The 13649-nt window shown below is 33.0% G+C and carries 11 protein-coding genes; 2 read left to right on the plus strand and 9 right to left on the minus strand.

The genetic code is table 11. The features are described from left to right. The first annotated feature begins 65 nt into the window (after nucleotides 1-65). Entirely contained in the window at nucleotides 66-1961 is a 1896-nt protein-coding gene (locus BLV91_RS03645) for a heavy metal translocating P-type ATPase (protein ID WP_091429715.1), read from the plus strand. A 210-nt stretch (nucleotides 1962-2171) separates the two neighbouring features. Further along, a complete protein-coding gene (locus BLV91_RS03650) occupies nucleotides 2172-4358 on the plus strand; it encodes a PAS domain S-box protein (protein ID WP_091429717.1) in 2187 nt (728 codons plus the stop codon). On the opposite strand, the gene BLV91_RS03655 is transcribed toward BLV91_RS03650, so the two are convergent. The 9 genes from BLV91_RS03655 to BLV91_RS03695 all read right to left on the minus strand — a co-directional run bounded on the left by BLV91_RS03655 (nucleotide 4353) and on the right by BLV91_RS03695 (nucleotide 12588). Next, nucleotides 4353-4949, minus strand: a complete 597-nt coding sequence (locus BLV91_RS03655; protein WP_091429719.1) for a GNAT family N-acetyltransferase — start codon at nucleotides 4947-4949, stop codon at nucleotides 4353-4355. The two genes, BLV91_RS03650 and BLV91_RS03655, sit on opposite strands and share 6 nt — an antisense overlap. 115 nt (nucleotides 4950-5064) lie before the next feature. After that, nucleotides 5065-5424, minus strand: coding sequence for a hypothetical protein (locus BLV91_RS03660; protein WP_091429722.1), 360 nt, complete (start codon nucleotides 5422-5424; stop codon nucleotides 5065-5067). A gap of 126 nt (nucleotides 5425-5550) precedes the next feature. Further along, complete coding sequence (locus BLV91_RS03665) at nucleotides 5551-6729, minus strand: AIR synthase related protein (protein ID WP_091429724.1); 1179 nt, start codon at nucleotides 6727-6729, stop codon at nucleotides 5551-5553. Nucleotides 6730-6919: 190 nt separating this feature from the next. Continuing rightward, entirely contained in the window at nucleotides 6920-8401 is a 1482-nt protein-coding gene (locus BLV91_RS03670) for a carboxypeptidase regulatory-like domain-containing protein (protein WP_091429726.1), read from the minus strand. Between the two features lie 67 nt (nucleotides 8402-8468). After that, nucleotides 8469-9830 (minus strand): CsgG/HfaB family protein, encoded by a 1362-nt coding sequence (locus tag BLV91_RS03675; protein WP_091429729.1) that lies wholly within the window; start codon nucleotides 9828-9830, stop codon nucleotides 8469-8471. A gap of 78 nt (nucleotides 9831-9908) precedes the next feature. After that, nucleotides 9909-10316: a curli production assembly/transport component CsgF gene (locus BLV91_RS03680; RefSeq protein WP_091429800.1), complete on the minus strand. Its 408-nt coding sequence runs from the start codon at nucleotides 10314-10316 to the stop codon at nucleotides 9909-9911. 103 nt (nucleotides 10317-10419) lie between these two features. Further along, nucleotides 10420-11154, minus strand: a complete 735-nt coding sequence (locus BLV91_RS03685; RefSeq protein WP_091429731.1) for a CsgE family curli-type amyloid fiber assembly protein — start codon at nucleotides 11152-11154, stop codon at nucleotides 10420-10422. 3 nt (nucleotides 11155-11157) lie between these two features. After that, on the minus strand, nucleotides 11158-11652 hold the full coding sequence (locus tag BLV91_RS03690) for a hypothetical protein (protein ID WP_091429733.1): 495 nt from the start codon (nucleotides 11650-11652) through the stop codon (nucleotides 11158-11160). A gap of 183 nt (nucleotides 11653-11835) precedes the next feature. Beyond that, entirely contained in the window at nucleotides 11836-12588 is a 753-nt protein-coding gene (locus tag BLV91_RS03695) for a hypothetical protein (protein ID WP_175513943.1), read from the minus strand. Nucleotides 12589-13649 lie beyond the last annotated feature (1061 nt).

A 13649-nucleotide genomic window follows, 5' to 3' on the forward strand; every position in this document is an offset into this window, starting at 1 on the left:
TTCTTCTATTATATAGAATTCCTGATCATTAAAATTAAAAAAAACAGTAAAACAAAATCTATTTTATGCAACTACCTATCAAAGACAAAAAATTTCTCGTTTTACTTTCCTCAATCACGATAGTTGTTGTCTTAGAAATATTATCCCTAATAGGCATTACTATCCCCCTACCCTATGGCCCTTTTGTTTTTGCCGCTTTCATTATTGGTATCGGTTACGAGGTTTTGATAGACGGATTTAAAGCCATTTACAAGCTTAACTTTAGCAGTATAAATCTATTGATGACCATTGCGGTTTTTGCCGCTTTCTATCTGGGAGAATATCCCGAGGCGGCTGTAGTAATTGTTCTATATGTTTTGGGTGAACGGCTGGAAGACATTGGTCTTGAAAATTCAAAATCAGCCTTGGATAAATTAGTAAGTATCGCTCCAAAAATGGCTTTCGTAAAAGAGGAAAACAAAAATATTCCAATAAATAAAATACCCGTCGGTACGATTATTCAGGTTAAACCAGGCGAAATGATTCCGCTTGACGGCAAAATAATTTCAGGAGAAACTACTGTTGACGAAGCTGCGATTACCGGCGAACCTATCCCAAAAGACAAACATCCTGGGGACTATTTATTTGCGGGGACGCTCAACAAAGATGGCTTTATTGAAATTGAGACTAGCAAACTTTCTATCGACACCACTTTTTCAAAAATTATCCGACTCACCTTTGAAGCTGCGGCAGCTAAAAGTGACACTCAAAAATTCATTCAACGCTTTTCAAAATTTTATACACCTACAATTATTGCCATGGCAGTACTTGTTTTTGCAATTCCCGTTTTTATACTGCATTTGGATCTTGATATTTGGCTAAACCAAGCCATCACTCTTTTAGTGATTGCCTGTCCTTGTGCTTTGGTTATTTCCACTCCCGTTGCAATTTATGCTGCCATTGGAAATGCTTCCGCAAAAGGGGCTCTAATAAAGGGAGGCAAGCACATCGAGTCCATGGCAAGCATAAAAGCAATAGCCTTAGACAAAACCCGAACAATCACTTATGGTAATCCAATCGTTTCTGATATATTCCCATTAAACGTAACCACTCGAGAAGAACTGTTGGCTTGTACTGCTGGTACTGAACTTTTTTCTGAGCATCCTTTAGCACAGGCAATTGTAACCGCCAGCAGAAAAGAAGGTTTTGAACCCCACAAAGCGGAAGCTTTTAAAAGCATTATAGGAAAAGGAGCTATCGCAAAATGTTTGGTTTGTGAAAATGAAACCGTTTATGTTGGAAAACTTGAATTTATCAAAGAATATCATGAGGTAAATGACAAAGCCGAACAAATAGTGGAGCAGCTTGCCTCAGAGGGGAAAACAAGCGTCGTAGTCAGTTTTGGTAATGGTGTTGCTGGAATCATTGGTTTAACCGACGAAATTAAACCGGACAGTGCTTCCGCAATAAAACAATTGCAAAAACTAAATATCAAATTAATAATGCTAACTGGTGACAGCCAGAAAGCAGCTCATTATGTCGCGGAACAAGTGGGAATAGACAAGGTATTTGGTGGCTTGCTTCCAGAAGAGAAGTCAGATAAAATAAAAGAACTATTAAAGGAATTTGGCTTTGTGGCTATGGTAGGTGACGGTATAAACGATGCGCCGGCTTTGGCATTAAGTACCGTAGGAATTGCAATGGGAGCAGCTGGGAGTGATACAGCAATTGAAACGGCTAATATTGCACTAATGAACGATAAACTTTCTCTTATCCCCTTTCTTATTCGTCTTAGCAAAAAAACCTTGGCAAGAATAAAATTTAACACTATCGGAGCAATTGTAGTGAAGCTCGTTTTCATCACTCTAGCTTTTATGGGCTACAGTAATCTGGTTTTCGCCATTGCAGCTGATGTTGGCGTTACTTTGATTGTAATTCTATTGAGCCTGAATTTGATGAAATTTGAAAACGCAAAACAATAATCTCGATTTAAGTACTAAAATCTATTTGCCATCTTAAAAAGCCGCTACATATCCTAAATCACGAACTATTATAAACAGTAGTATTTAATTTCTGCTTTGAGGAGATATTTCTTAAAAAACACTACCCTTTTAAATATAATTCACTAACTTTCATATACATAGGTTTTTATATAAATAGTGATTTATAAATTAAGTTTAAAAAACAGGGTCATGAAAATTTCTTTTGAAAAAAAAATATTTTTAGGATTTATAATTAATGTTTTAGTAGTTATTGCCTCGGGCTGGATTTTTATTGCCAGACTCAATAAGCAAAGAGACATGACTATGGACAGCCTATTAAATTGGATAGAAGTTTCGTTATTTATTCTTTCAATCGTTTTATTAGTAATTGTTTACTTTATCATTCGTTCCCAATTACGTGCAAAGAAAATTTCACGAGATTTACTTTTCGAAAATAAGCAACTACTGCAGTCTATAATTGACAATACCTCCAATCCCATCTTTATTAAAAAATTAAATGGGGAATACTTATTGATTAACAAACAATTTGGTGACTTGTTTAAAATTTCAAATGAAGAAATCCTAGGAAAAACTGATCATGATTTTTTACCAGAAAAAATAGCTGATACTTACAGAAATTCTGATATTGAGGTAGTAAAAAAACTTAGAGAACTAAAAACAGAAGAGACAATCGAGCAACAAGATGGCAAGCATACTTATATAGCCGTAAAATTCCCGTTGTATGATGCAAATGAAAGAGTCTATGCATTAGGAGGAATATTAACAGATATCACAGAGAGAAAAAAAATGGAGGATTCATCAAAAGCCGCCAACAAGTTCTTCAATATGTCTTTAGATATTATGGTTATTGCTAGAAATGATAAATTTGTAAAAATTAACCCATCCCTAAGTAAAACATTGGGATATTCAGAGGAAGAATTAATTAATCACCCTTTTCTAGATTATGTTTTTCCAGATGATAGGGATAATACTCAGAAGGAAATTGACAAGCTCAAAACAGGCATTTCAACAATACAGTTTGAAAACCGGTGGGTGTGCAAAAACAAGTCTGTAAAGTGGCTTTTATGGTCTGCTTCTCCTGATCTGACAACAGGCTTATTATATGCGGTAGCACATGATGTTACTGAACAAAAAGAAATTGAAAATTCCCTGATTGTTGCCGACACATTTTTTAATATCTCTTATGATATTTTCGTAGTTGCTAAAGATGGATATTTTCTCAAAATCAATCCTGCTTTTACAAGAACTCTTGGATACAATAAAAATGACTTGGAAAATAAACCTTTTATTTCATTAAGCCATCCTGATGACAAAAAGACTTCTCTCGATAACTTTAAAAAATCTCAAAAGAAAAACTCAGTATTAAGTTATAGGGCTCGTACACTTTGCAAAGATGGCTCCTATAAATGGCTAGATTGGACCAGTACTTTTGATGTTAGAACGGGGGCAATGTATGCTGCCGCACGTGACATCACAAAATTAGTTGAAAATGAAGCTTCTTTAAAAACGGCAGACCAGTTTTTTAAAATGACATTTGATATACTTACCGTTACAAAAGGAGATGATTTTGTACAAATCAGCCCTTCATTTACCAAAACACTTGGATATAGTCAAAAAGATATTGCCAAAATAAAATATATGGAGCTGGTCCATCCGGATGATAAAAAAGCAGTAGCTGAAAGTCTAAGTGCACTTTCAAAGAAAAATCCAGCTACTAATTTTAAAAATCGCATCCTTTGTAAAGACGGTAGTTATAAATGGTTGGACTGGAATGTCAATTTAGACATTAAAAAAGACATTTTATATTCAGCAGCGCGTGACATTACTGAAAACGTCAGATTAGAAGAAGAAGAGAAAACCATAATAAACAACCTTTATGAAAATGAGGAAAAACTACGCCTCATTGTTGAGAATATAGGCGAAGGTGTCATTGTTGCCAATGCTGATAAGGAAATAATCCTTGCTAATTACAGAGCCAACGAAATTCTTGGAATCTATCAAAATGAGAAAATATCGACTTCTTTAACAAATCATTTTGAGCTCTATTTTCCAGATGAAAGAACTATATTCCCTTCTCAAAATTTACCTATGGAGCGGGCCTTCAATGGTGAGGTAACAGATGATATAGACGTAATTCTTTGGGATCCAGAAAAACGCGAAAAAAAACGTGTTCTTATTAGCGGTAGACCATTGGTTGATCAAGATAACAATGTGGTAGCGGCAGTAATAACCATAAAAGATATCAGTCTTTACAAAAAACTAGAGGAGGAATTAGAAGAAACAGAATCAAAATACAGACAATTAATTGGTTTTAGGGTTGAAGAGGAGAAAAAGCAAGAAGACGCAACGCAAAATACCGATAAGAAAACCTTATAGCTTTTTGATTAGATTAGCCTTAACAGTATCAAACCATTCTGATCTGAGAATGCTTAAAATAATTGTATCCCTACGTAAATCGCTATTAAAAGTAGGCATATGGTTTCTCAAAACGCCTTCTTCTGTGCAACCAATACTTTTCATGGCAGCGATACTGCGAGCATTATTGTTGTCAGCCCTGAATTCAACTCGCTCCATGCCCAATTCTTCGAAAGCAAATTGTAGTAGCAAGAATTTGCAGTGTTTATTTAAGCCAGTTCCTCTAAACTGTTTCCCATACCAAGTATAGCCTAACAGCAGTGTTTTAAAATCTTGATTAATCTCATAGAATCGGCTGCTTCCTCCATATTTTCCACTTTTTTTATCAAAAACAATAAAGGGAAATTGCGTTTTACTTTCTCTGGCTTTAACAGCCAATTGAATATAGGTCTGCAAGTTTTCCTTTCCATTAGCTTGCACTAAAGAATACTGCCAAGTCTCGGGCTCATTGAGGGAAATCTCCAATAAATTATCAACATCTGTTATTAGTAGTGGGCGTAGTAAAACCTGTTCGTCTTCAAGAACGAGATCTTGAGAAAAATTGAAATTCATATTCGACTATTTAATTACTTATAAACTGGACTTGTACTAAATATAAAAGCATTAAGAAAATTAAGAAAAAATACTTAATAAACTTAATGCTTTATGTTTTTAACGAACTAGAAGCTTATTCACTCATTTCATCGTAACGCTCAGGAACCTGTGGGTCATAAAGTGGACATTTGAATTCTTCCATTATATTTACCAAGGTATCCATTGTCTTTCCTGCGGTACCGTAACAATCAATTTTTATACTTTGCGGAGTGGTTCTAATATGAAAAGCACCTACTCCGTCATTGTTTTTCCAACTTGAGTCGTCTACTTTTTCCCATTTTGAGAATACGGAAGCGATTCTATTCAAGATGACTTGAACAGGAAGTACTTCTAAACCTTCGATCTCGGCTTGTTCTTCTGAAATGATTTCATAAACCTCGTGATGGTTTAAATAAACTTCCTCCAGATATTTCCAAAATACTAATTCGTACATACTATTTATTTTTTAGCATCTATAACTGGCATCTCCCGATTTAGAAAACAAGGCTTTTTAGCCGTAGTTTTTATTTATCGGGAATACAGCGTAGAGCGGGATTAGCTTCAGGTAAATCAGTTAATATTAATATTCAAAAGTTCCGTATTCGCTACTGATCGTCAATTTCTTGCTATCAGCTGCTTCTACTCTACCCACAATTTGCGCATCGACATTGAATGACTTAGAAATCGCAATAATATCTTGTGCGACAGCTTCAGGAACATAAACTTCCATACGGTGGCCACAGTTGAAAACCTGGTACATTTCCTTCCAGTCTGTTTTAGATTGCTCTTGTATCAATTGAAACAATGGTGGAACTGGAAATAAATTATCCTTTATGATGTGTAAGTTTTGTACAAAGTGTAAAATCTTAGTTTGTGCTCCTCCGCTGCAATGTACCATTCCGTGAATGTCATCAGACGAGTATTTATCTAAAATTTTCTTAATAATAGGCGCATAAGTTCTGGTAGGTGAAAGTACTAGTTGACCTGCGTCTATAGGTGAATTTTCAACGGCATCAGTCAATTTAACTTGACCCGAATAGATTAATTCTTCAGGGACTGCTGCGTCAAAACTTTCTGGGTATTTAGTAGCCAAATATTTCCCAAAAACATCATGACGTGCTGATGTTAATCCGTTACTTCCCATTCCGCCATTATAGCTTTTCTCGTAAGTAGCTTGACCAAAAGAAGCCATACCCACGATTACGTCACCTGCTTTAATGTTTGCATTATCAATCACTTTAGAACGTTTCATGCGAGCTGTTACGGTAGAATCTACAATAATAGTACGAACGATATCACCCACATCAGCGGTTTCACCTCCTGTAGAGTGAATAGTTACCCCAAAAGAATCCAGTTCTTTTATCAGTTCTTCGGTTCCATTGATAATAGCTGATAAAACTTCACCTGGAATAAGATTTTTATTTCTTCCGATTGTTGAAGAAAGCAAAATATTATCCGTTGCCCCTACACATAATAAATCATCAATATTCATGATTAATGCATCTTGAGCGATCCCTTTCCAAACAGAAATATCTCCTGTTTCTTTCCAGTACATATAAGCCAGAGAAGATTTAGTTCCTGCACCATCAGCATGCATAATCAAGCAATAGTCTTCGTCTTGGGTTAAATAATCCGGAACGATTTTACAGAACGCTTGAGGAAACAATCCTTTGTCAATATTTTTTATGGCATTATGCACATCTTCTTTGGATGCCGAAACACCGCGTTGCGCATATCTTTTTGAAGTATCTGAACTCATGTAGTGTAGTTGTGTATGTTGTTTTTAGGCAACTGGGTTGTGAGGCAAAGATAAATATTTTTTTTGGGTTTCGTGTATTCGCATTTAGGAAGTGTTTAGTGTATGCAGCAGCGCCAATAATAAAAATTGAAAATAAAAAAAATACCCAAATCGCTAAAGATGGGTATTTTTTTTGTGATAGAGTCTTAAATTACTTCCACTCTGGCATAGAACCTCCAGCAAATAGTGTGGTACTTGTACCTCCGTTTAAAATACTTGCTTTTTGAACATCTTTAACCGAAATTCCGTCATTTGAAGTATTTGTAAAAATAACTTCTGCTTCATTTGGAGAAAACTTAACATCTAAATTATTAAAACCATTACTTTTCCCTGTTGCAAGTTCAGTCGAAATATTTGTTGATTTATCATATACAAATACTCGAGAGTCTAATCGTCTATAAGTTGAATTTTGGAAACCTGAAATATCTCTAGTATATACTATTTTTTGGTTGCTAATCGAAATATTCAAACCACTTACACCTCCATTTAACCCAGAAAGAACGGAATATAAAACTGTACCTGAAGTATCAATCACATATATTTCAACATTATATCCTGAATTATCATTTACTTTCAGTGCAATTTGACTTCCATCCTGACTCCAATCACACTCGGATATAAATTTTCCATTCGGTGTTTGAAATATTTGAGCAAGACCACTTCCATTGGCATTTATGCGATACAATTTATCAAAGTTAGGATATATAATCTGACTCCCATTGGTACTCCAACAATAATTAACATGCTCCATATTAAAACCTGCAATTGCTATAGAACTAGTCACCTTAGATTTATTTGAACCATCAAGATTCATTGTGTATATCTGATTCTGAGAACCATCTGAGCTTATAAAAGCTATCTTATTGATCTGTAAATTTTTTCTTGGACGATAACTATTAACCTCAGGAGATGATAATTGCAATTCATTCCCGCTTTCATCAGCAGTAAAAATAACGTTATTGTTATTCTGTTGTTTTACATATAAAAATCTAGGATTTGGAAAAGCTAATGTTGTAAAACTATTTGTAACACTATTTGAAGAAGCATTTATCCCATCAGAAACTGAAACCTGCCAATAATATTTAGTACTATAACTAAGGTCACTAATTTCAAGACTTGTTGTTTTGACATCTGAATACGTTTTAACAACGTCTGTTGTTCCATTTTTGACAGTCACTGTATACGTTAACACATCAGATTCTTTATCAGTAGCAGTCCAAGTTAAATTCAATTTTAACGCTTGATTAGTAGCATTATTAGCTGGAGCTGTTAAAACAGGAATTTCAGGTGGCTTATTATTTGCTGTAGACAACGTCATTTCAAATATAATTTGTGTTGTAATACCAGCTTTTATAACAGCTGGTTCAAATTTAGCTATATAACCTTCTTTTTGAGCCTGAAAAGAATATTCTCCTACCAATATTTCTTCAAAGACAAAATACCCATCTTCATCAGTAAAATAAGTACTTGTAGTCGGGTTAGTTGAAACACGAGCATTTACAATAGGTTCAAATGATTCTGAATCAACGACCCTACCTTTTACTGTGCCTTTAGCATTTGAATCTAATTGTTCCTCGCTACAAGAACTCAATATAAAAAAGCAGATAAATAATTTCACAACAATTTTTTTCATCTTCAGATTATTTTGATAATTATACCAGCAATTAATTAAATATTTAAATTTTATCATAGTACCAAATTTACCTTTTACTTCTATTTGGGAAATAATAAGTCATCCCCAGTCCAAATCTCCAATAATAGTCATCTCTAATCCCAGTTTCAAAGTAGTCTAAATTATCTGAAAAATTCAAATTATGTTCCCCATATAACTTAAGCCCAAGTCTATCCGATACTAAATACTCAAATCCTAGCCCATATTGAATTTTCAAACTTTTGTTTTCAAATTTTTTATTAAAATTCATACCTCCTCCAGCAAAAACATAAGGTGTTAATTGACTATTAGGACGGAAAATATATTCTAGATTTAAATCTAAAGAAGCAAATCCCTTTTTAGTAATGCTTTTATCTCCTAACCAAAAAGCATTTGAAGACGCACTGAAGTTGACATTTTGATTTAAAAAATACTTAATCGCTCCTCTTATCATTGGTTCAGGGATGGGGTTTGGATAATCACCTTTCAAATAAGTTGCTCCAGCGCTACCTTCAATACCAACTCTACCTCTTTTTGTACTACTGCTTATTACAGTTTGTGCATCCGAACTAGTTTCAATTTCATCTCTATCGTAATTATCTACGAATGTTTTAACTTGACTTTCTGAAGCGTCTGCTTGCCAAATTTTATCTTTTATTCCATCTACAATCATTCCTTCCACAGCTTTCTCAATCGCCTCAGTAACGGCTAATTGTATCGGCTCATTTCTTGTAAAACCAGTTTCTACTTCTAGCAATCTCTTTATATTCACATACTTAAACAAGTTAGCATCAACACTTTGCGACAATATTGTTTTAGAAACGTAAACAGTGTTTAAAATCTTACCATTTGACGTAGAAACTAGTCGAAGGTAGATTGTAATTCTATCTTGTCTATATCTGGTAGAGGCTCCGGTCCCAAAATATCTAGCTCCAAATCCACCAGTAATTATATTAGAATCATATGACACTATACCTCCTTCTAATAAAACTCCAGCAAATAAAAGGGGGGTAAGTTGATTTTCTTTAGCATCAGAATTGGATGCGTATTCTTGGCGAGTGGAACGGATAATATTTCTTTCATTCAAAAGGTTTCCTAAATTCTCTCTTTCAATAGGTATGAACCATTTCGAATCTCCCAATGCTTTAATTAAAATTGAAGTCGCACCTTGGGTAACAGCTGTGCTAAAAGTACTCCCTGACTCAACAGCTTTATATTGTCCCGTCTGGTCTTTAAACTTATAAACTCCTACGACAACAGGCTCTTTTGGCCTTGGTAGTTTTTTTAAAGAAGAATTTAACGAACTACTTTCACCAAAAGAAGCTTTTTCAAAACCAACTGGTTGGTTAAAATAAGCGGCGCAACTGGATAATAATAACACAATAAAAAAGCAGAAAACATTCTTAGTCATAGCTTGTAATTATTTATAATTAATAATTTTGAATATTACATCAAAGGCGATTGTTCCATAAATATTTTAAAAAAAATATTAATTTCCAGGAACTATCACTTGACTCTGTTCTCCAGTATCTGTATCTAATATATCAACTACTAGCCCCAAATTAGACCGATAAATATCTATTGATAAACTTCCAAAAACATAAGAACCTTCAGTCAATCCGTCTGTACCAAATTGTGTCTGAAATAATGAACTCGACACTTGATTTAAAATTTGACTATTTAGATTTTCTTTAAATCTTTCCAACTCAGATTGCTGCCCGAAACTTAAATCCTGTGTTTCTTTAAATTTATTTTGCGATTCAGCAGAACTTAACAACCATTGATAATTAAATGTATCTCCACCAAAAGCAGGATTTATAGGCTTATACACTAAACTCTGAGCATTTCCAGAAAAGAAAATTCCAATAATAAAAATAATTGTCGCTACAATTTTCATATTCATTAATTTAGATATTAATTTTAATTTAAAAAATATAATACTGTTTTTACGAATCCATTGGAATCAAATTCCGTGTTTTAAAACTCAATTAATTCTGTTTTTAATATCGCGTTAAGTAAAGGGCTTGCTTTTCTAAATTTTTAAAATATTTAAAAACATTATCCGAAGAGACTGTTGCCATATATTTCAAAAACTCATCATCTGGTCTTGCAATAAACTCATCAATAACATCTCCATTAACACTAACAATTATCTTGGTAGTTATACCAACTGTTAATTCTTCTCCCACACTAACTACTTTATTTGAATTTATTTTTAACTTTGAATACTCATAATAAAAATAATCATAAAATTCATTTCCTAACCTAGTTTTAGTCTCATTAGCTACAATACCTATCATTTCAAGACCGTCCTTAGGCTTAACAACACTAACTTTAGATTCTTCATCTCCTCCAACTACGACTCTGTCTTTTCCTATTATAACATCGTTTTCATCATAAATTAATAACAATAATATTATTTGATCATCTTTATTAAAATTAATTTGCGTTTTAGAAAGATTGACTTTTTGAATTGGCTTCAATGTAACACGCCCATCTTGCGAATTTTTTGATTTATTAGAATTTGATTTATTACTTCTAAAGACAGTTAACTTAAATGAGATGTTTTTAAATTCTGAATCTAAATTTTCAGCAGTACCAATTATTGTTAGCATGTTTTCAACTTGTTCAACATTAATTTTGGCTTTTACTTCCTTATTGCTTTCCTGAGAAAAGCCAACTGAGCAACTCAGTAAGAAAAATAAAAGATAAAAATATAATTTATCGTTTTTCATAACTTAATGATTAAAAATATAAATAGTTCCCGAATTTCCTTTTTGATTAATTATCAAATTTTTTGAGATAGAGTTAGAACCATTATTATAAATTTTTAAATTATTTCCGTTTTGATTAATTGTCATATTAGATTCTATATAACTATTAGAAGAGTAATCACTCACAAAATTATTATTTCCTGATTGAAGAACATTTTGCACTACAGCAGAGCTTTTTTTATAGATATCTACGTTATTATTATTTCCATATTGATCTACATCTACCTTAGAATTTGAACTTTTAATATAGATATCAGAATAATTGCCAGCACCAACTTGCTTTAAATTAACCGAGTTACTATTAATTAATTGATTACTACTATTTTGCAATAAAAAATTATTTCCTGAAATATAATTAGTATATAGCGTATTTAATTGGATGTTTTCCTCTTGTGCTACTAGATAGCCAGAACAGAAAAACAAACCTATTAACAAGCAAAAATCTTTAATTGTTCTCATGATATTTTTTTTTATAAAAATTAAAAATAATACTACATGAAGATATTCGAAAAATTAAAAGATGAGTACATAAAAATATACTCAAAAACACCTAACCTCTCTAAAATAAAATCTTAACCTAAATCTTAGTAAAAAAAAAGATGGAATCATACAACTCCATCTTTTTTTTATAACTATTAAACTTTAGTTTGTTTGCATAATATAACCAGTGTTCATAGCGCCAGTTTGAAGCACAGTGCTCATATGATCATTACCTAACTGCATTACGTTTGCTGTATTACCATTATTAGTTTGGGTAATAATAGATGTATTATCCCATCCCATTTGCAACGTATTAGCTGTATTGTTACGACCTGTTTGATTTACATCAGATTCATTATTCCAACCCATTTGTCCAGTGTTAGCAGTATTATCGCGACCTCTTTGGTACACTTCAGAATCATTACCTATTCCTACCTGTATGGTTAAGGCGCTATTATCTCTTCCTCTTTGGGCTGTTATTGATTCATTTCCGCCCCCAAATTGCATAGTAGTCGCCTCATTATTTCTTCCATGTTGATCTATAGTAGCGTCGTTAACCCATCCAGCTTGACCAATAACAGCATCATTGCTTCTTCCATGTTGATCTATATCTGCAGAGTTAAATGCTCCTACTTGCCCTACGTAAGCATCATTACCTCTACCATATTGATCAATAGTGGCTAAATCTCTAAAGCCACCCTGATTTACATCAGCTTCATTGCTTCTTCCCTGTTGATTTACAAAAGCTAGATCACCATTTCCTAATTGCAACACGTCTGAATCATTCATGTACCCCACTTGCAGAACCGCAGCGCCATTATAATCACCACTCTGAGTTAATGTACTCACATTACTTTGTCCGTAGCTTAAAGAAGCTAATAGCATCGCTGAGACGCTTAAAATTACTTTTTTCATAATAAATATATTTAATTGGTTATTAATACAAACTATTATGTAGGTTTTAAAAAAGCGATTTGGGAACCTCCTTTTCATCATAATAAATAACAAGATTTTTAGTATAAATACATACCCCTTATTTGATTATTACATTTCAAAGATAGAAAACATATCTTGAAAAAACCAAGTATAAATACCTGTTTTTCACATACATAATTACATTTTCGATGAAACGCAAGCCTTCTTCGATGAACTACATGTTTTTTTCACATCTGTATAAGAAAAGAATTACTAAACATTAAAAACCACTTAAAAGAATATGATTTTATTAATTTAACAAGATTACACCCCAATATATTGCTCCTTTTTTTTACGAATTATAACTGCTACTGCTCTTGCATTGATAATAAATTTCAAAATGCATTATTGTAGTAAAAACAAAAAACTGTAATACTACAACTAAGGTTGATCCATTTTACCTTTTAAAGTCCCATCTACCAATTGCTAATTATTTTACCATTCTGCAATACATTTTATTAATGACGTGGCTAATCATTCTATTCTATTGACCTTGTTAGTACCTTTTATATATCGACGGCCAAAAGGCCTAATTTACTAAATCACTATAGTAGTGCTTAAAATTCGTTTTAACACAATACAGCGCAGGATAAACGTTATTCCGCTTATGATACAGCACACATCTTCAGCGAACACTTTATTCGTTGTAGAAAACATTCATTTTAAGTAAAAAGAATACTGTTTCATACCAATCCATTCAACTAGTATAAATTTGAAAAAAAAAGATAGGCTACCCCTAAAACACATAAAAGAAACTGTCTATTTAGCACAGCCACTTTTAGATACTTTGAAAATAGCCCATAAAAAAATGCCTATCTGAAACAGATAGGCATTTTATATTAAAATATGTCCCGTCCTGAAATAGCGATACACAAAAAGTATCCTAATGGAAAAACATGAAGAAACACGCTATGTTAAGCGAACTCAAAAAGATTACTCAATGTCTTTTAAATTACAAATTGTTCAAGAAATTGAACGAGGAGAACTTACAGTTACGAAAT

Origin of the sequence: Flavobacterium degerlachei, from assembly GCF_900106645.1 — a bacterium.
Lineage (GTDB): Bacteria > Bacteroidota > Bacteroidia > Flavobacteriales > Flavobacteriaceae > Flavobacterium > Flavobacterium degerlachei.

What these genes read in the sequence shown, in the direction of transcription:
- BLV91_RS03660 (WP_091429722.1), bottom strand. Translation starts at nt 5,424, where the DNA reads ATGTACGAATTAGTATTTTGGAAATATCTGGAGGAAGTTTATTTAAAC.
- BLV91_RS03650 (WP_091429717.1), top strand. Translation starts at nt 2,172, where the DNA reads ATGAAAATTTCTTTTGAAAAAAAAATATTTTTAGGATTTATAATTAAT.
- BLV91_RS03665 (WP_091429724.1), bottom strand. Translation starts at nt 6,729, where the DNA reads ATGAGTTCAGATACTTCAAAAAGATATGCGCAACGCGGTGTTTCGGCA.
- BLV91_RS03695 (WP_175513943.1), bottom strand. Translation starts at nt 12,588, where the DNA reads ATGAAAAAAGTAATTTTAAGCGTCTCAGCGATGCTATTAGCTTCTTTA.
- BLV91_RS03685 (WP_091429731.1), bottom strand. Translation starts at nt 11,154, where the DNA reads ATGAAAAACGATAAATTATATTTTTATCTTTTATTTTTCTTACTGAGT.
- BLV91_RS03675 (WP_091429729.1), bottom strand. Translation starts at nt 9,830, where the DNA reads ATGACTAAGAATGTTTTCTGCTTTTTTATTGTGTTATTATTATCCAGT.
- BLV91_RS03655 (WP_091429719.1), bottom strand. Translation starts at nt 4,949, where the DNA reads ATGAATTTCAATTTTTCTCAAGATCTCGTTCTTGAAGACGAACAGGTT.
- BLV91_RS03670 (WP_091429726.1), bottom strand. Translation starts at nt 8,401, where the DNA reads ATGAAAAAAATTGTTGTGAAATTATTTATCTGCTTTTTTATATTGAGT.
- BLV91_RS03690 (WP_091429733.1), bottom strand. Translation starts at nt 11,652, where the DNA reads ATGAGAACAATTAAAGATTTTTGCTTGTTAATAGGTTTGTTTTTCTGT.
- BLV91_RS03680 (WP_091429800.1), bottom strand. Translation starts at nt 10,316, where the DNA reads ATGAAAATTGTAGCGACAATTATTTTTATTATTGGAATTTTCTTTTCT.
- BLV91_RS03645 (WP_091429715.1), top strand. Translation starts at nt 66, where the DNA reads ATGCAACTACCTATCAAAGACAAAAAATTTCTCGTTTTACTTTCCTCA.